This window comes from Streptomyces virginiae, from assembly GCF_000720455.1.
Classification (GTDB): domain Bacteria; phylum Actinomycetota; class Actinomycetes; order Streptomycetales; family Streptomycetaceae; genus Streptomyces; species Streptomyces virginiae.
Genome location: NZ_JOAK01000010.1, coordinates 274,324 through 294,406 on the forward strand (window position 1 = coordinate 274,324; position 20,083 = coordinate 294,406).

The 20,083-nt window shown below is 73.3% G+C and carries 3 protein-coding genes; all 3 read left to right on the plus strand.

The window, feature by feature from the left end; translation table 11 throughout:
• Nucleotides 1–7 precede the first annotated feature (7 nt).
• The 3 genes from IG86_RS44425 to IG86_RS0118035 are packed head-to-tail and all read left to right on the plus strand — an operon-like array spanning nt 8 to nt 20,047.
• The gene (locus tag IG86_RS44425) at nt 8–17,563 is read left to right on the plus strand and encodes a non-ribosomal peptide synthetase (RefSeq protein ID WP_244305912.1); all 17,556 of its coding nucleotides are present in this window, start codon (nt 8–10) and stop codon (nt 17,561–17,563) included.
• Nucleotides 17,564–17,565: 2 nt separating this feature from the next.
• Nucleotides 17,566–18,798, plus strand: a complete 1,233-nt coding sequence (locus IG86_RS0118030; protein ID WP_051785257.1) for a cytochrome P450 — start codon at nt 17,566–17,568, stop codon at nt 18,796–18,798.
• A 46-nt stretch (nt 18,799–18,844) separates the two neighbouring features.
• Nucleotides 18,845–20,047: a cytochrome P450 gene (locus IG86_RS0118035; protein WP_030897949.1), complete on the plus strand. Its 1,203-nt coding sequence runs from the start codon at nt 18,845–18,847 to the stop codon at nt 20,045–20,047.
• Nucleotides 20,048–20,083 lie beyond the last annotated feature (36 nt).

The following is a 20,083-nucleotide window of genomic DNA, read 5'->3' on the forward strand; positions in this document are numbered from 1 at the left end:
GATCCCGTTGTCGTTCGCACAGCGTCGGTTGTGGTTCATCGACCGGTTCGAGGGGCCGTCGGCCACGTACAACGTCCCCTTCCTCGTGCGGTTGACGGGCGAGCTCGACCGGACCGCCCTGCGGTCGGCGGTGCGCGATGTCGTGGCCCGGCACGAGAGCCTCCGTACGCTCATCGTGGTCGACGAGCAGGGCGTGCCCTCGCAGCAGGTGCTGCCGGTGGACGGTGCGCTGCTCGCCGTACCGTTCCACGAGGTCGCCCCCGACGCGGTCGACGAGGCCGTCCGCCAGGCGGCCCGGTACACCTTCGACCTGTCGGCGGAGATACCCGTCCGCGCCACCCTGCTGCGCTCCGGCGAGCGCGAGCACGTCCTGCTCCTGCTGGTCCACCACATCGCCAGCGACGGCGAGTCGATGGAGCCGCTCGCGCGCGACCTGGCCGCCGCGTACACCGCCCGGCTGCGCGGCGAGGCCCCGCAGTGGGCCGACCTGCCGGTGCAGTACGTCGACTACACGCTGTGGCAGCGCGAACTGCTCGGCGACGAGAACGACCCCGGCAGCGTCGTCTCCACCCAGGTCGCCTACTGGCAGGGCGAACTCCAGGGCGTGCCGACACCGCTGCGCCTGTCCACGGACCGCCCGCGCCCGCCGGTGGCCAGCCACCGCGGGGACACGGTCGGCTTCCCGATCGACGCCGAGCTGCTCGCCGCCGTCGAGACCCTGGCCCGCGAGCGGGACATGACCGTCCCGATGGTCCTCCAGGCCGCCCTCGCCGTGGTGCTCCAGCACCTGGGCGCCGGCCACGACATCGCCATCGGCTCCACCGTCGCCGGCCGCACCGACGACGAACTCGCCGACCTCGTCGGCTTCTTCGTCAACACCTGGGTGCTGCGTACGGACCTCTCCGGGGCGCCCAGCTTCGACCGGGTGCTGGAGCAGGTGCGCCAGAAGGCGCTGACGGCCTACGACAACCAGGACGCGCCCTTCGAGCACCTCGTGGAGGTCCTCAACCCGGAGCGCTCCACCGCCTACCACCCGCTGTTCCAGGTCATGTTCACCTGGGAGAACGACGCCTGGATCGACCTGGAGCTGCCGGGTCTGGAGCAGGCGCGCTTCGAGGTGCTCGCCACCCCGACCGCCAAGTTCGACCTGGAGTTCAACTACTTCTCGGACCCCGAGGGCCCGGGCATGCTCTGCTACCTGGAGTACGCCACCGACCTGTTCGACCGCTCGACGGCGCAGTCCGTCGTGGACCGCTACCTGCGGGTGATCCGTGAGGTCGTCGCCCGTCCGGACCGCCCGGTCGCCCTGGCCCCCGTACTGGACCAGGACGAACTGGACACCGTGGTCGGCGAGTTCAACGACACCGCCGTCGACCTGCCCCGGGTCACGGTCGGCGAGCTCTTCGAGCGGCAGGCCGCCGCCACCCCCGACGCGGTCGCACTGGAGGCGGGGGAGCAGACCCTCACCTACCGCGAACTCGACGCGCGGGCCACCCGGATCGCGCGCGAGCTCGCCGCGCGCGGCATCGGCGCCGAGACCCTCGTGGGCGTCGCCCTGCCGCGCACCGCGGACCTGGTGGCGGGCCTGCTGGGCGTGCTCAAGGCCGGCGGGGCCTACCTGCCGATCGACCCCAGATACCCCAGCCGCCGCCTCGACTTCATCCTCCAGGACGCCGCGCCCGCGCTGATCCTGACCGACGCGGAGACGGTGGGCGTACTGCCGCAGACGGAGATCCCGCGGCTGTTCGCCGGCGACATCGGCTCCGGCGGCCCGCACGACGCGCAGGACGCGTCGGCCGTCGCCGGTGCCCGGCCGGGCCAGACCGCCTACGTCATCTACACCTCCGGCTCCACCGGTACCCCCAAGGGCGTCGCGATCACCCACGCCAACGTGGTCAACGACGTCCTCGGACTGGCCTCGGCCATCGGCGTCGGTGCCGGGACGCGCGTACTGGCCGGCACCTCGGTCAACTTCGACGTGTCCGTCTTCGAGATCTTCGCGACCCTCTGCTCCGGCGGCACCGTCGAACTGGTGCGTGACGCACTGGTGATCGGCGAGCGCGGCGGCTGGAGCGGCGGCGTGATCAGCACCGTCCCGTCCGTCTTCGCGGAACTCCTCGGCCAGGTGGGCGGCGACGGCATCCGCGTCGACACCGTGGTCTTCGCCGGTGAGGCGCTGCCCACCTCCCTCGTGCGGCGCGTCCGGGAGGCGATCCCCGGCGTCCGCGTGGTCAACGCCTACGGCCAGAGCGAGTCGTTCTACGCCACCACCTTCGCCCTGCCCGCCGACGAGGAGTGGGACGGCGCGGGCAGCGCCCCCATCGGCTCCCCGCTCGGCAACGTCCGCACCTACGTCCTCGGCCCCGGCCTGCGGCCCGTCCCGGCCGGTGTGGTCGGCGAGCTGTACGTCGCCGGCGAGATCGGCCGCGGCTACTTCGGCCGCGCCGCCCTGACCGCCGACCGTTTCGTCGCCGACCCCTACGGCGCGCCCGGATCGCGCATGTACCGCACCGGCGACCTGGCGCGCTGGAACACCGCCGGGCAGCTGGAGTACGCGGGCCGCGACGACGCCCAGATGAAGGTCCGCGGCTTCCGCATCGAGCCCGGCGAGATCGAGGCCGTCCTGACCGCCCACCCGGGCGTCGCGCAGGCCGTGGTCACCATCCGCGAGGGCCGCGGCAGCAAGCAGCTCGTCTGCCACGTCGTCCCGCTCGACGCCGACCAGGGAGGCTTCGGCACCGTCGCCAGCCTCGGCGACCTCGACGTCGACCTCACCACCAACGTGTCGGTGCGCGAGCTGCGGCGCTTCGCCGCGGGCCGGCTCCCCGAGTTCATGGTGCCCTCCGTCTTCGTCATGGTCGGCCGGCTGCCGCTGACCGCCAACGGCAAGCTCGACCTGGCGGCACTGCCCGAGCCGGACTTCAGCGGCGGCGAGTACCGCGCTCCGCGCGACGCCGCCGAGGAGGTCCTCGCCGCCGTCTACGCCGAGGTCCTCGGCCTGGACCGGGTCGGCATCGACGACGACTTCTTCGCCGTCGGCGGCGACAGCATCCGCTCCATCCAGGTCGTCTCCCGCGCTCGCGCCGCCGGCGTGGAGGTCAGCCCGCGCCAGATCTTCGACCACCGCACGGTCGCCGAGCTGGCCGCGGTCGCCACCCTCGGAGCCGAAGCGGGCCACGGGCCGCAGCTCGCGGAGCTCGACGGCGGCGGCACCGGCCGGATGCCGCTGCTGCCGATCGGCGCGTACCTGCTCGAACTGGGCCAGGACACCGACCGGTTCGCCATGTCCACCGCCGTCGAGCTGCCCGAGGGCATCGACCGGGCGGCACTCGCCGCCACCCTCGGCGCGGTCCTGGACCGCCACGACGTCCTGCGCTCCCGGCTGGTCACCGGCGAGGACGGTGCCGCCCTGGAGGCCGCCGCGCCCGGCACGGTCGACGCCGACGCGCTGATCCACCGCGTCGACTGCGACGGCCGCTGGGACGAGCAGTGGTTCGAGCGGGCCTCCGCCGAGCTGGACGCCGCCACGGGACGGCTGGACGCCGCGGCCGGCACCATGGCGCAGTTCGTCTGGTTCGCCCCGCGGGAGGGCGCCGGCCGGCTGCTGCTGGTCCTGCACCACTTCGTCGTCGACGGCGTGTCCTGGCGCATCCTGCTGCCGGACCTCGCCGCCGCCTGGGAGCAGGTCCGCGAGGGCCGCACCCCCGAGCTGCCCGGCACGGGCACCTCGGCCCGCCGCTGGGCGCACGCCCTCGCCGACGAGGCGCGCACCCCCGAACGCGTCGCCGAACTCGCCCTGTGGCGCTCGGTCGTCGCGGGCCCCGACCCCCTCCTGGGATCGCGCGCCCCGGACCCCGCCGTCGACGTCATGGCCACGGTCGACCACACCTGGCTCACGCTCCCCGCCGCGGTCACCGAGACCCTGCTGACCACCCTCCCGGCCGCCTTCCACGGCGGTGTCAACGACGGGCTGCTCGCCGCGCTGACCCTGGCCGTCGCCCGCTGGCGCGCGGCCCGCGGCATCGACGAGTCCTCCGCCCTGATCCGGGTCGAGGGACACGGCCGTGAGGAGGACGTCGTCCCCGGCGCCGACCTGTCGCGCACCGTGGGCTGGTTCACCACCATGTTCCCCGTCCGCCTCGACCTCGCCGGGATCGACCTCGACGACGCGTTCGCGGGCGGCGCCGCCGCCGGCGCCGCGGTCAAGGCCGTCAAGGAGCAGCTGCTGTCGCTCCCGGACAAGGGCGTCGGCTACGGCCTGCTGCGGTACCTGAACCCGCAGACCGCCGAGGTGCTGCGCCGGTACCCCACCGGCCAGATCGGCTTCAACTACCTCGGCCGCTTCTCCTCCTCGGACGTGCCCGAGCACCTGCGCGGCCTGGGCTGGACCCTCGCCGAGGGCACCACCGAACTGATCGCCCGGCCGGGCGGCCGGATGCCGGCCCTGTCCACCCTGGACATCGGCGCGCTCGTCACCGACACCGAGCAGGGGCCGCAGCTCCGCGCCCGCCTCGCCTTCCCCGCGGGCCTGCTCGCGAAGGAGGACGTCGAGGAGCTGGCCGAGCTGTGGAGCACCGCCCTGCAGGCCCTGGCCCGGCACGCCGCCGCGCCCGGCGCGGGCGGCCTGACCCCCTCCGACGTACCGCTGGTCCGGGTGGGCCAGGACGAGATCGAGGCCTGGGAGGAGCGCCACCCCGGCCTGCAGGACGTCTGGCCGCTGACCACCATGCAGTCCGGTCTGCTCTTCCACGCCCAGCTCGCCGGCTCCACCTTCGACGCCTACCAGATGCAGCTCGTCTTCCACCTCGCCGGCGAGGTCGAGCCGGCCCGCATGCGGGCCGCCGGCCAGGCGCTCCTCGACCGCTACGCCAACCTCCGCGCCGCGTTCGTGTTCGACGCGGCGGGGGACCGGGTGCAGGTCGTACGCGACCGCGTGGAGCTGCCCTGGCAGTACCTGGACCTCAGCGGGTTCGGCGAGGAGGGCCGCGAGGAGGCGCTGAAGCGCTTCCTCGCGGAGGACCACGCCTCGCACTTCGACCTGGCCCGGGCCCCGCTCGTGCGGATGTCCCTCGTCATGATGGCCCCCGACCGCTGGGAGCTCGTCTTCACCGCCCACCACGTCCTCTTCGACGGGTGGTCCATCCCGGTCCTCATGCAGGACCTGCTGCGGCTGTACGGCTCCGAGGGCGACGCCTCCGCGCTGCCGCGGGTGCCCGGCTACCGCGACTTCCTGGTGTGGCAGGCCGGCCAGGACCGCGAGGCGTCCGCCCGCGCCTGGACCGCAGAGCTCGCCGGAGTCGAATCGCCGACGCTGATCGCCCCGGACGCGGGCGCCGCGGCCGACCCGGCCGGCATCGGCCAGATCGACATCCCGCTGTCCGCGGACGCCGCACGCGACCTCGGCCGGCGCGCCGCCGAACTGGGCCTCACCCTCAACACCCTCGTCCAGGGCACCTGGGCACTCGTCCTCGCCGGACTGACCGGCCGCCAGGACGTCGTCTTCGGCGCCACCGTCTCCGGCCGTCCGCCCGTCGTCCCCGGTGTCGACGCGATGGTCGGCCTGTTCATCAACACCCTGCCCGTCCGGGTGGAGTGCGCCCCCGGCGCCACCCTCGGCGGCCTGCTGCGCGACCTGCAGAACCGGCAGAGCGCCCTGCTCGACCACCACCACCACGGGCTGCTGGACATCCACCGCTCGGTCGGGCTGAACGTCCTCTTCGACACCCTCGTCGGCTTCGAGTCGTACCCGATCGACGGCGTCGCCATCAAGGAGGCCAACTCCGCCGCCGGCATCTCGGTCACCGGCATCAGCCCGCTCAGCGGCGCCCACTACCCGCTGGTCGTGATGGCCTTCGCCGACCCGCACCTGCGCGTCGCCCTCCAGTACCAGCACCACCTCTTCGACCCGGAGACCGTCGAGGGCATCGCCGCCCGCTTCGCGCGGATCCTCCAGGAGCTCGTGGCGGACCCGGACGCCCGCGTCGGCTCGGTGCACGTCCTGGAGTCCGCCGAGCGCGCCACCGTCCTGGACGAGTTCAACGACACCGCCGTCACCGTCCCCGGCAAGGCCGTCCCCGCCCTGTTCGAGGAGCGGGCCGCCGCGGCCCCGGACGACATCGCCGTCGCCTCCGGCAGCCGCACCCTGACCTACCGCGAGCTGGACACCCGCGCCAACCGCCTGGCCCACGTCCTGGCCGCCCGCGGCGTCGGCCAGGAGTCCGTCGTGGGCGTGGCCCTGCCGCGCTCGCCCGAGCTGGTCGTCGCCCTGCTGGCCGTCCTCAAGGCCGGCGGCGCCTACCTGCCGGTGGACCCCGAGTACCCGGCCGAGCGCATCGGCTTCATGCTGGCCGACGCCGCTCCGGCGCTGCTCCTGACGGACTCCGAGATCGTCGCGGGCCTGCCCGGCGGAGGCTGCCCGTACCTCGTCCTCGACGACGCCGACACCGCCGCCGCCGTCGACGCGGCCCCCGCCGACGCGCCGGCCGCCGCCGCCCACGAACGCGTCGACCAGCTCGCGTACGTGATGTACACCTCCGGCTCGACGGGTCTGCCCAAGGGCGTCGGCGTCACCCACCGGGCCGTCGCCGGCCTCGCGCTGGACCGCCGCTACCGCGGCGGCGCCCACCGGCGGGTCCTCCTCCACTCCGCGCAGTCCTTCGACGCCTCCACCTACGAGCTGTGGGTCCCGCTGCTCGGCGGCGGCACCGCCGTGGTGGCCCCCGTCGGCAAGCTCGACGCCGGAGCCCTGGCCGCCGTCATCACCGAGCAGCGGATCACCGCCCTGTGGCTGACCGCCGGCCTGTTCAAGGTCATCGCCGACGAGAACCCGGAGTGCTTCGCCGGCGTGGCCGAGGTGTGGACCGGCGGCGACGTCGTCTCCCCGGCCTCGGTGACCCGCGCCCTGCGGGCCTGCCCCGGCCTGAAGGTCGTCGACGGCTACGGCCCGACCGAGACCACCACCTTCGCCACCACCCACCCCATGCCCGACCCGGAGACGGTCGGCGAGCCGGTCCCGATCGGCCGCCCCATGGACAACATGCGGGTCTACGTCCTCGACGCGGGCCTGCGCCCCACCCTCCCCGGCGTCCCCGGCGAGCTGTACATCGCCGGCGCGGGCCTGGCCCGCGGCTACGCCCGCCGTCCCGCCCTGACCTCCGAACGCTTCGTGGCCTCCCCCTTCGGCGTCCCCGGCGAGCGCATGTACCGCACCGGTGACGTCGTGGCCTGGACGGCGGACGGCGAACTCGTCTTCCGGGGACGCGCCGACACCCAGGTCAAGATCCGCGGCTTCCGCATCGAGCCCGCCGAGGTGGAGGCCGCCCTGGCCACCCACCCCGGTGTCGCCCAGGCCGTCGTCACCTGGAACGAGGACCGGGCCGGCGAACGCCGGCTGGTCGGTTACGTGGTCCCGCGCGTCGACGGCGCCGACACCTCCGGTGCGCAGGAGCAGGTCGAGGAGTGGGAGGAGATCTACGACGACCTGTACGCCGTCTCCGACGCCGCCTGGGGCGAGGACTTCACCGGCTGGAACTCCAGCTACACCGGCGGCACGCCCATCGCCCTGGACGAGATGGCCGTGTGGCGCGACGCCGCGGTGGAGCAGATCACCAACTGGTCGCCGCGCCGCGTGATGGAGATCGGCGTCGGCACCGGCCTGCTGATGTCCCAGACCCTCGGGCAGGTGGAGGAGTACTGGGGGACCGACATGTCGGCCGCCGTCGTCGACCGGCTGCTCGTGCAGGTCGAACAGGCCGGCTTCGGTGACCGCGTGCACCTGCGCCACCAGAACGGTGACGACGTCTCCGGGCTGCCGCGCGAGCACTTCGACCTCGTCGTCATCAACTCGGTCGTGCAGTACTTCCCCGACGCCGAGTACATGGACCGGGTCCTGACCGGCGCGATGGACCTGCTGGCCCCCGGCGGGCGGATCCTCGTCGGTGACGTCCGCAACGCCGCCACGCTGCGGCTCTTCCGCAGCGGTGTGCAGCGCGCACTGCACCCCGAGGCGTCCGCCCCGGTCGGCCGCGCCGCCGTCGCCCGCGCGATCCTCATGGAGAAGGAACTCGTCCTCGACCCCGAGTGGTTCACCCGCTGGGCCGAGCGGCACGGAGCGGGCGGCGTGGACATCCGGCTCAAGGCCGGACGCCCCCACAACGAGCTGACCCGCCACCGTTACGAGGTCCTGCTGCACAAGGCGCCCGTCGCCGCGACCGACCTGCACGACGTCCCGGCACTGCGCTGGGGCCGCCAGGTCGAGGACTTCTTCGGCCTGGAGGAGTTCGTCCGCGGCCACGGCGAGCAGCCCGTACGCGTCACCCGCATCCCCAACGCGCGGCTCGCCGACGAGGTCGAGTCCGCCGCCGCGGTCGGTGTGATCGAGGCACCCGCCACCGCCGGCCCCGTCCTCGACCCGCACGACCTGCGCGCATGGGCCGCCGGGCGCGGCTGGGGCGTACTGCTCACATGGTCGGCCGCCGCGGCCGAGTGCTTCGACGCGGTGATCGTCCCCACCGGTCCCGTCACCGACCAGGTCTTCACCGGCGGCTTCGCGCCCTCGGGCCGCGCCGACCGGGTCCTGGCCAACGAGCCCGCCGCCGCCGGCCGGATCGGCACGCTCGTCGGCGCCCTGCGCGGCTACCTCCAGGAACGGCTGCCCGACCACCTGGTGCCGTCCTCCGTCGTCGCCATCGCCGAGGTGCCGCTGACGCCCAACGGGAAGCTGGACCAGCGGGCCCTGCCCGCCCCGGACTTCGCGGCGGCCGCCACCGGCCGGGCCCCGCGCACCCCGCAGGAAGAGGTCCTGTGCGGCCTGTTCGCCGCGGTGCTCGGCCTGGACCGGGTCGGCATCGACGACGACTTCTTCGCCCTGGGCGGCCACTCCCTGCTCGCCACCCGCCTCGTCAGCCGGATCCGGCAGGTCCTCGACGTCGAACTGCCCATCAGGGTCGTCTTCGAGGCCCCGACCGTCGTCGAGCTGGTGGAGCACCTCGCGGCCGGCGCGCCCGTCCGGGCCCCGCTGCGGCGCACCGCCGAGCGCCCGGACTGCGTACCGCTGTCGTTCGCCCAGCGCCGGCTGTGGTTCATCGACCGGTTCGAGGGCCCCTCGGCGACCTACAACGCCCCCTTCCCGCTCCGCCTCACCGGCGAGCTGGACCTGCCGGCCCTTCGGGCGGCGCTGCGCGACGTCGTGGCCCGCCACGAGAGCCTGCGCACGCTGATCGTCGAGGACGCCGACGGAGTCCCGGCCCAGCACGTGCTGCCGGCCGACGAGGCGCGGCTGCAGGTCCCGCTCGTGGAGGTGGCCCCCGGCGGGCTGGCCGACGCCATGGCCGAGGCCTCGGCGTACCTCTTCGACCTGGCCACGGAGATCCCGGTACGCGCCCCCGTGCTCCGGCTCGGAGAGCGGGAGCACGTCCTGGTCCTGCTCATCCACCACATCGCCAGCGACGGCTCCTCCATGGCCCCGCTGGCCCGCGACCTCGCCACCGCCTACGCGGCCCGCAAGGACGGCGACGCCCCGCAGTGGGCGGAGCTCCCCGTCCAGTACGTCGACTACACGCTGTGGCAGCGCGACGTCCTCGGCGACGAGGAGGACCCGGCCAGCGCGCTCGCCGCTCAGGTCGGCTACTGGCGCCAGGAGCTGGCCGGCGTGCCGCAGCCGCTCCAGCTCGCCTCCGACCGCCCGCGCCCGGCCAAGGCCTCCCACCGCGGCGACGCCGTGGAGTTCGCCCTGACCCCCGAGGTGGCGGCCGCGGTCGAGGACCTGGCGCGCCGCAGCGGCGCGACCTCCTCGATGGTGCTCCAGGCTGCCCTGGCGGTCCTGCTGCACGGACTCGGCGGCGGCGACGACCTCACCATCGGCTCGCCCATCGCCAACCGCACCGACGAGGCCCTCGCGGAACTCGTGGGCTTCTTCGTCAACACCTGGGTGCTGCGCGTCGACCTGTCGGGCAACCCCGCGTTCACGGAGCTGCTGGAGCGGGTCCGGGGCAAGTCCCTGGCCGCGTACGACAACCAGGACGTCCCCTTCGAACGGCTGGTGGAGGTCCTCAACCCGGAGCGGTCCACGGCCTACTCGCCGCTCTTCCAGGTGATGTTCGCCTGGCAGAACTTCGCCCGGAAGGACTTCGCCCTGCCCGGGCTCCAGGTGGAGTTCGAGCGGGTCCGCACCGAGACCGCCAAGTTCGACCTGTTCTTCAACATGGCAGATCTGCCGGGCATGGGCGTGGTGGGTCTCCTGGAGTACGCCACCGACCTGTTCGACCGGGAGACGGCCCAGGCCGTCGCCGACCGCTTCGTACGGGTCGTGGGGCTGCTCGCCGCCGCTCCCGAGCAGCGGGTGGCCTCCGTCGAGCTGGTCGACGCAGCCGAACGCGAGCTGGTGCTGCACGGCTTCAACGCCACGCAGGAGCCGACCCCCGAGGTCACCGTGCCCGCACTGTTCGAGCTGCAGGCCGCGCGGCGGCCCGACGCGGTCGCGCTGGTCTGCGGCGAGGAGTCGCTGACCTACCGCGAGCTGGACGAGCGGGCGAACCGGCTGGCCCGTGAGCTCGGCCGGCACGGTGTCGGCCCCGAGAGCGTGGTGGGCGTCGCCCTGCCGCGCACGGCGGACCTCGTCGCGGCCCTGCTGGGCGTCCTGAAGGCCGGCGGCGCCTACCTGCCGATCGACCCGAAGTACCCGAGCCGCCGCCTGGAGCACATCCTGGCCGACGCCGGGCCGACGCTGGTGCTGACGGACGCGGCCACCGCCGGGATCCTGCCCGAGTCCGGGACCCCCCGCCTGTACCTCGGCGACCTGGCCCTCGGCGCCCCCGCCGACACCCGCGCCCCCGCCCCCACGGCCGCGCTGCCCGGCAACGCCGCCTACGTGATGTACACGTCCGGCTCGACGGGCGTCCCGAAGGGCGTGACCGTCACCCACGCAGGCGTCGTCAACGGCGTGCTGCGGCTCGCCGCCGCCATCGGCGTGGACTCCGGCACCCGCACCCTCGCCGCCGCCTCCGTCAACTTCGACGTCTCCGTCTTCGAGGTCTTCACCACGCTGACGGCGGGCGGCACGGTCGAACTGGCCCGCGACGTCCTCGTCATCGGCGAGCGCGGCGGCTGGACCGGCGGCGTCATCAGCACCGTCCCGTCCGTCTTCGCCGAGCTCCTCGACCAGGTCGACGGGAAGATCACCGCGGACGCCGTGGTGTTCGCCGGCGAGGCACTGCCCGCGTCGCTGGCCGCCCGGGTCCGCGAAGCCGTCCCGGGCGTCCGGGTGGTCAACGCCTACGGACAGACCGAGAGCTTCTACGCGAGCACCTTCGTGCTCCCGGCCGACGGCGAGTGGGAAGCCGGGCACACCGCCCCGATCGGCGCGCCCCTGGGCAACATGCGCGCGTACGTCCTGGGAGCCGGCCTGGCGCCGGTGCCCGTGGGCGCCGTCGGCGAGCTCTACGTCGCCGGCGCCATCGCCCGCGGCTACCACGGCCGGGCCGCACTGACCGCCGAGCGCTTCACCGCCGACCCGTACGGTGAACCCGGAGCGCGGATGTACCGCACCGGCGACCTGGCCCGCAGGCGGGCCGACGGGCAGCTGGAGTACGTCGGCCGCGGCGACGCCCAGCTCAAGATCCGCGGGTTCCGCATCGAGCCCGGCGAGATCGAGGCGGCCCTGACCGCCCACCCCGGCGTCGAACACGCCGTGGTGAGCGCGCAGAGCGCCCCCGACGGGTCCAAGCGCCTCGTCGGCTACGTGGTCGGCGCACCGGACTCCGGAGGCCAGGTCGACGCACAGGGCCGCTTCGAGGCCGACATGACCTCCGGCCTCACCATGCGCGAACTGCGCCGCTTCATCACCGGCCGGCTGCCCGAGTTCATGGTCCCGGCGGTCCTCGTACCCCTGGACCGGCTGCCGCTGGCCCCCAACGGCAAGCTGGACCGCGCGGCGCTGCCCGAGCCGGACTTCACCGGTGAGAGCTACCGCGCCCCGCGCAGCCGGACCGAGGAGGTCCTCGCCGCGGTCTACTCCGAGGTCCTCGGCCTGGAGCGGGTCGGCATCGACGACGACTTCTTCGCCATCGGCGGCGACAGCATCCGCTCCATCCAGATCGTCTCCCGGGCGAAGGCCCAGGGCGTCGTGGTCAACCCGCGGCAGATCTTCGAGCTGCGGACGGTCGCCGAGCTGGCCGCCGCCGCGGGCGCCCAGGACCTCGGCCCGGCCCTCGCGGAACTGGAGGGCGGCGGTACCGGCTCCATGCCGCTGGCGCCCATCGCGAAGTACATGCTCGAACTCGGCGGAAGCTTCGACCGGTTCTCGATGTCCGCGGCGCTGGAACTGCCCGAGGGCATCGACGGGGACGCTCTGACCGCCGTGCTGAACGCGGTCCTCGACCACCACGACGTCCTGCGCTCCCGCCTCGTCCTCGACGCGGGCGGCAGCCTGGAGGTCACCGCCCCCGGCACGGTCGACGCGGCCGCGCTGGTGCGGCGGGTCGCCTGCACGGGCACCTGGGACGAAGCGTGGCTGGAGACGGCCAGGGCCGAACTGGACGCCGCGACCGGCCGGCTGGACCCGGCCGCCGGCACCATGGCGCAGTTCGTGTGGTTCGCCCCGGAGCAGGGCGCGGGCCGGCTGCTGCTGGTCCTGCACCACCTCGTCGTCGACGGAGTGTCCTGGCGCATCCTGCTGCCCGACCTCGCCACCGCCTGGGAGCAGATCGAGGCCGGCTCCGCCCCCGCCCTGCCCGCGGTCGGCACCTCCGCCCGCCGCTGGGCGCACGCGCTGCTCGACGAGGCGTCCGACCCGGACCGCATCGCCGAACTCGCCCAGTGGTCCGAACTGCTCGACTGCGCCGACCCGGTCCTCGGCGCACGGCCGCTGGACCCGGCGGTGGACGTCATGTCCACCGTGGAGGCGCTCTCCCTGGAACTCCCGGAGCAGGTCACCGAGGCCCTGCTGACGACCCTGCCCACCGCCTTCCACGGCGGCGTCAACGACGGCCTGCTGGCCGCGCTCGCCCTCGCGGTGACGCAGTGGCGCGCCGACCGGGGCGTCGAGGAGTCCTCGACCCTGATCCGGCTGGAGGGCCACGGCCGCGAGGAGCAGGTCGTGCCCGGCGCCGACCTGTCCCGTACGGTCGGCTGGTTCACCAGCATGTTCCCCGTACGCCTCGACCTCGCCGGGCACGACGTGCAGGAGGCGATCTCCGGCGGCGCCGCCGCCGGCGGCGTCCTCAAGGCCGTCAAGGAACAGCTCCTCGCCGTCCCCGACAAGGGCGTCGGCTTCGGTCTCCTGCGCTACCTGAACCCGTCCACCGCGGCCGAGCTCGACTGGCGCGCCACCCCCCAGATCTCCTTCAACTACCTGGGACGGGTCGCCGCCGGTACCCCCGCCGACGGGCAGCAGGGCACCGGCTGGAACCTGGCCGCCGACGCGCTCGGCCTGGCCGCCGACCTCGACGCCGACATGCCCGCACTGTCCACCGTCGAGATCAACGCCTACGTCACCGACACCGCCGACGGCCCCCGGTTCAACGCCCGCGTCTCCTACCCGGCGGGCGTCCTCGACCGGGCCGAGGTCCGGGAACTCGCCGACCTGTGGGTGCGCGCGCTGGAGGGCTTCGCCCACCACGTCACCACCCCCGGCGCCGGCGGCCTGACCCCCTCCGACGTCCCCCTCGTCCGGCTCACCCAGAGCGAGATCGAGGGCTGGGAGGAGCAGTACCCGGGCCTGGCCGACGTCTGGCCGCTGACCCCGCTCCAGTTCGGTCTGCTCTTCGAGACCATGCGCCTGGAGGAGGACGCCTTCGACCCGCACATCGTGCAGGTGGCCTTCCACGTCCAGGGCGTCGTCGACCCGGCCCGGATGCGCGTGGCGGCGCAGGCGCTCCTGGACCGGTACGCCAACCTGCGCACCGCGTTCGTCACGGACGCCGGCGGCGACCTCACCCAGCTGGTCCTCGACCGGGTCGAACTGCCCTGGCGGGTCGCCGATCTGCGCGCTCTCGACGAGACCGGCCGCGAGGAGGCGCTGGAGCGGATCCTCGCCGAGGACCACTACGCGCAGTTCGACCCGGCGAAGCCGCCGATGCTGCGGGCCTCTCTGGTCCGGCTCGCCGAGGAGACCTCCGAGCTGGTGCTGACCGTGCACCACGCCCTCTTCGACGGCTGGTCCTTCCCCCTGCTCGTACGGGACCTCGCGTACCTGTACGCCTCCGGGGGCGACGCCTCCGGGCAGCCGCGCGTGCCCGAGTACCGGGAGTTCCTGCGCTGGCTGTCCCGGCGGGACGACAAGGCCGCCGCGGCGGCCTGGGCCAAGGAGATGGAAGGCGTCGGCGAGCCCACCCTGCTCGCCTCCGAGACCCCCGCGGACGGCGGCGACGACGCCCGCGTCGGCCAGGTCGACGTCCCGCTGCCGCTGGACGAGGCCCGCGCCCTGAAGAAGCGCGCCGCCGAACTGGGCGTGTCCATGGGCACGCTGGTCCAGGGCGTCTGGGCGCTGATGCTCGGACAGCTCACCGGCAAGCGGGACGTCATCTTCGGCACGACCGTCTCCGGCCGCCCGGCGGAGGTGCCCGGCGTCGACCAGATGGTGGGCCTGTTCGTCAACTCCCTGCCCATCCGCGCCGAGTACGCGCCGAGCGACACGCTCGCCCAGGTGCTGCGGAACCTCCAGGAACGCCAGACGGCGCTGCTGGACCACCACCACTTCGGGCTGCACCGCATACAGCGGGAGGCCGGCCTGAAGGAACTCTTCAACACCATCGTCCTCTTCCAGTCCTTCCCGGTCGACAAGGAGGCACTGGGCGCGGCCAACACCGCGGCGGGCGTCTCCTTCACCGGGATCCGGCCCTCCGCCGGCGCCGCCTACCTCGTGGGCCTCGCCGCCGACGCCGAGCCGTACCTGCGCATGATCCTGCAGTACCAGCGGCAGGCCATCAGCGCCTCGACGGTGGAACGGATCGCCGAGCGGGTGCTGCACATCCTGCGGCAGCTCATCGCCGACCCGGAGATCCCGGTGGGCGCGCTGGACGTCCTGCACGAGGCCGAACGCGACCGGCTCCTGCTCGACTTCAACCGGACGCACGCCCAGGACCCGGCGCTCACCCTGCCCGCCCTGTTCGAGCGGAAGGCCGCCGAGGCACCGGAGGAGATCGCGGTCCTCTTCGAGGACCAGAGGGTGACCTACGGGGAACTGGACGCCCGCGCCAACCGGCTCGCGCGGACCCTCGTCGAACGCGGCGTCGGACCGGAGACCGTCGTGGGCGTGGCCCTGCGGCGCTCCCCGCAATGGCCGGTCGCGGTCCTCGCCGTGATGAAGGCGGGCGGCGCGTACCTGCCGCTCGACCCGGCCTACCCGGCCGACAGGCTCACGTACATGGTCGAGGACTCCGGGACCGGACTGATCCTGGTGGACCGGGCGACGTCCGACCGGCTGCCCGACCTGCCGTCGGAGCTGCTGACCCTGGACGAGCCGGAGTTCGCCGAGGCCCTGGAGGGCCAGGACGGCGCACCGCTGACCGACGCGCAGCGGACGGGCCCGCTGGTGGTGGCCAACACCGCCTACGTCATCTACACCTCGGGCTCCACCGGCCGGCCCAAGGGCGTCGCCGTCACGCACACCGGCTTCGCCAACATGGTCGCCGAGGTGACGGGGCTGCTGGGCATCACCGCCCGCAGCCGGGTCCTGCAGTTCGCCTCGCCGAGCTTCGACATCTCCGTCGGCGAGATGTGCATGTCCCTCTTCGCCGGGGGAGCCCTGGTCATGGCGGACCCGGACCGGCTCGCCCCCGGCGCCCCGCTCGCCGAGACCGCCGACGCGTTCGGGGTGACCCACGCGATCCTGACGCCCACGGTGCTCGCCGCCATGCCCGCCGGATCACTGTCCACCGTCGAGGCGCTCATGGTGGCCGGCGAGGCCGCCTCGCCGGAGCTGGTCGCCACCTGGTCGGCCGGACGCCGGATGTTCAACGGCTACGGACCGACGGAGACCACCATCGGCGCGACGGCCGGCGAGCTCACCGCCGACGACGTCGTCTCGATCGGCCGGCCCATCCGCAACACCCGCGTCTACGTACTGGACTCCGCGCTGCGACCGGTCCTGCCGGGCGTGCCCGGCGAGCTCTACATCGCCGGCGCGGGACTGACCCGCGGCTACGTCGGCCGGCCGGACCTGACCGCCCAGCGGTTCACCGCCTGCCCGTTCGGGGAGCCCGGCGAGCGGATGTACCGGACCGGCGACCTCGTCGAGTGGAGCCAGGACGGCCGGCTCCTCTTCCGCGGCCGCACCGACAACCAGATCAAGGTGCGCGGCTACCGCATCGAGCTCGGCGAGATCGAGGCGGCCCTCGCGGCCCACCCGACGGTCGACCACGGCGTCGTGACCGCCCGCGACAACCTGGCCGGTGACAAGCAGCTCGTCGCCTACGTCATCGCGGCCCAGGGAGAGAGCGTGGTGGCCGAGGACCTGCGCAAGCACCTCACCAGCCGCATGCCGGAGTACATGGTGCCGTCCGCGTTCGTCACCCTGGAGCAGCTGCCGCTCACCCCGAACGGCAAGCTCGACCGGGACGCCCTCCCGGACCCGGAGTACACCGGCGGAGTCGACTACCGTGCGCCCCGCAACCCGCTGGAGACCACCCTGGCGAAGCTGTTCGCCGAGGCGCTCGAACTGGAGCGGGTCGGCATCGACGACGACTTCTTCGACATGGGCGGCCACTCGCTGCGCCTGACCAAGCTCATCAGCCGGATCCGCGCGGTCCTCGGGGCCAAGGTCCCCATCCGCGTGATGTTCGGGGCCACCACGGTGGCCAAGCTGGCCGAGTACCTGGAGTCCCAGGTCAAGACGGCTCAGGCGCCCGTCTTCGCGGACCCCTTCGCGGTGGTCCTGCCGATGCGGACCGAAGGGTCCGGGGCGCCCCTGTGGTTCGTCCACCCGGGTGTCGGCCTGTGCTGGTCCTACGTGGGCCTCGCCCAGCTCCTCGGGGACCGGCCGGTGTACGGCATCCAGGGCCGCGGCTTCGACGGCACCGGCCGGGCCGAGTCCACGCAGGCGATGCTCGACGACTACCTGGAGCAGATCCTTAAGGTCCAGCCGGAGGGCCCCTACCACCTGGTGGGGCACTCCACGGGCGGCACCTACGCCCACGCCCTCGCCGCCGAACTGAAGCGGCGCGGACACCGGGTGGCGCTGCTGGCCCTCATGGACAGCCCGCCGAGCGGCTGGTTCCGGCACATCGAGGACCCGGTGAACATGCCGGAGGTCCGCGAGTTCTTCAAGGAGTTCTTCATCGGCTCCGGCGTGGACGAGGACCGCGAGGCCCTGGTGGAGAACGGCAGCCACCTCTTCAAGTCGCACGCCGAGATGCTCCTGGAATGGGACTCGCCCGTCTACGACGGCGACGCGGTCTTCTTCAACGCCACCCAGAACCCGGACGAGTCCTACGCCGCCATCTGGGCCCCGCACATCGGCGGCACGGTCCACGAGTACGACATCGACGCCACGCACATGGGCATGCCGAAGGCCCGGCCCGCGGCCGAGATCGCCCGCATCATCAACCAGCACCTCGGGGGGAACTGACCATGACCGGGACATCCGCCGGCGCGGAGGAGAAGGAAGCGGCGGCCTTCGTCGACCGCCTGGGCATCAACGACGAGTTCTTCTGGCTGCGCGGGCACCGGCCCGAGCACCCGGTCGAGGTCAACGACTACGGCATCGTCAACGTCTACGGCTACAAGGAGGTGCTGGAGGTCGTCGGCAACCCGGGGACCTTCTCCAGCGACGTCGCCGAACTCATCGCGGGCGACGTGGAGATCGACCCCGAGTTCAGCGACGGCACCCTCCTGCAGTCCGACCCGCCGGACCACACCAAACTGCGCAAGATCATCAGCAAGGCGTTCACCCGCGGGATGGTCGCGGCCCTGGAGCCGCGGATGGTCGAGATCACCCACGAACTCCTCGACGCGGTCGAGGGCCGGGACAGCATCGAGATGGTGAACGACCTGGCCTACCCGATGCCGATCATCGTCATCTCCGAGCTGCTCGGGGTGCCGCAGAGCGACCGCGACCTGTTCAAGACGTGGGTCGACCGCATGGCCCACAGTGCGGTCGCCCTCACCTCGGGCGACCGCGACCTTGACGAGGACGTCGACGCCCAGGCCGCCATGCGCGTGGTCCCGGAGATGTTCCAGTACCTGCGCGAACACGCCGCCGAGCGCCGCACCAAGCCGCGCGAGGACCTGCTGACCAAGCTCGTCGAGGCGGAGGTCGACGGCGAGCGGCTCAGCGACAACGCGGTGGTGAACTTCGCCAACGAGCTGCTCGTCGTCGGACACGCCACCACCAGCGCGCTCCTCGGCAACACCCTCCTGTGCCTGGACGCCCACCCCGAACACCTGGCCGCCGTCCGCGGGAACCCCGGCCTCACCCCCGGCCTGATCGAGGAGTCCCTGCGCTACCTCAGCCCCATCGCGACGGCGTACAAGGCGTGCGTCGCCGAGGGCGAGCTGGCCGGCGTCCCGGTCCACCCGGGCCAGCTCGTCGCCATCTCCCTCTCGGCGGCCAACCGCGACGAGCGCATGTTCGCCCGCCCGCACGTCTTCGACCCGTACCGCGACCCCAACCCGCACATCGGCTTCGGCCGGGGCATCCACTTCTGCCTCGGCGCGCCGCTGGCCCGGATGGAGGGCCGGATCGCCACCGACATCCTGCTGGACCGCTTCCCGAAGATGCGGACGGACCCGGACAACCCGCCGGTCTTCCTGCCGCTGCCCCACGTCATCTCGACCTCGGAGCTCCCGCTCCTCGTCCGATGAGGCGCCGAACCGCGGCCCGTGACCGGGCCACCGAAGGAGACCCCCGATGACCACCGCGAGCAGCCCCCTCGACAAGTGGGAGATGCACCCACGGCACTTCTGGCTGCGCGGCATCCGGCCCGAGGCGCCCGTCGAGTACGACCCCGAGGTCGGGATGTGGCACGTCTACGGGTACCCGGAGACGCTGGAGATCCTCAGCGACCCCGCGACGTACTCCTCCGCGGTGGCCGCGCGCTACGTCAGCCCGGAACAGGCCGCCGTCGCCTTCGACGGCAACCTCACCCAGGCCGACCCGCCGGAACACCAGAAGCTGCGCAAGCTGGTCGGGCGCACCTTCACCCTGAAGATGGTCGCCGAGCTCGAATCGCGCATCGCCGCCCTCACCCACGAACTGCTCGACCGGATCGAGGGCGACACCTTCGACCTCGCGGAGGCACTCGCCTACCCGCTGCCGGTGATCGTCATCTGCGACATGCTCGGCATCCCCCGCGAGGACCGCGAACTCCTCAAGGAATGGGCCGACCAGTCGCTCATGGCGAGCACCCAGCTCACCACGCACCAGGGCGACAAGGCACAGGAGGAGTCCCTCGACACCCAGGCCGAAGCGGCCATGGCGATGGGCTTCTACATCCTCGAACTGGTCACCGAGCGGCGCGCCCGGCCGCAGGACGATCTGCTGTCCCGCCTCGTCGAGGCGGAGGTCGACGGCGAACGGCTCACCGACCGGCAGATCGTCAACTTCGCCAACCTGCTGATCTCGGCCGGCCACATCACCACCACCATGCTGCTGGGCAACACCATCCTGTGCCTGGACGCCTTCCCCGACGTCGACGAACGGGTGCGCAAGGACCGGTCGCTCGTGCCGACCCTGCTGGAGGAGTCCCTGCGCTACCTGAGCCCGCTGGCCGCGGGCTACCGGGTCACCACGCGGGACGTGGAGATCGCCGGCGTCAAGGTGCCCGAGGGCGACGTGCTGGAGGTCTGGTTCTCGGCCGCCAACCGCGACGCCAGGGTCTTCGAGGACCCGGACGTCTTCGACCCGGCCCGCACCCCCAACCCGCAGATCGGCTTCGGCCGGGGCATCCACTTCTGCCTCGGCGCCCCGCTCGCGCGGCTGGAGGGCCGGGTGGCCATGAACATCCTGTTCGACCGCTTCCCGAAGCTGCGGGTGGACCCGGACGACAAGCCGACCTTCCTCACGTCCCCGGAGTTCACCGGGGTCTGGCGGCTCCCGATCCGGGTGGACTAGCCGGCCGGCGGCCCGGACCCGACCGGTCCGGGCCGC

What these genes read in the sequence shown, in the direction of transcription:
- IG86_RS0118030 (WP_051785257.1), top strand. Translation starts at nt 17,566, where the DNA reads ATGACCGGGACATCCGCCGGCGCGGAGGAGAAGGAAGCGGCGGCCTTC.
- IG86_RS0118035 (WP_030897949.1), top strand. Translation starts at nt 18,845, where the DNA reads ATGACCACCGCGAGCAGCCCCCTCGACAAGTGGGAGATGCACCCACGG.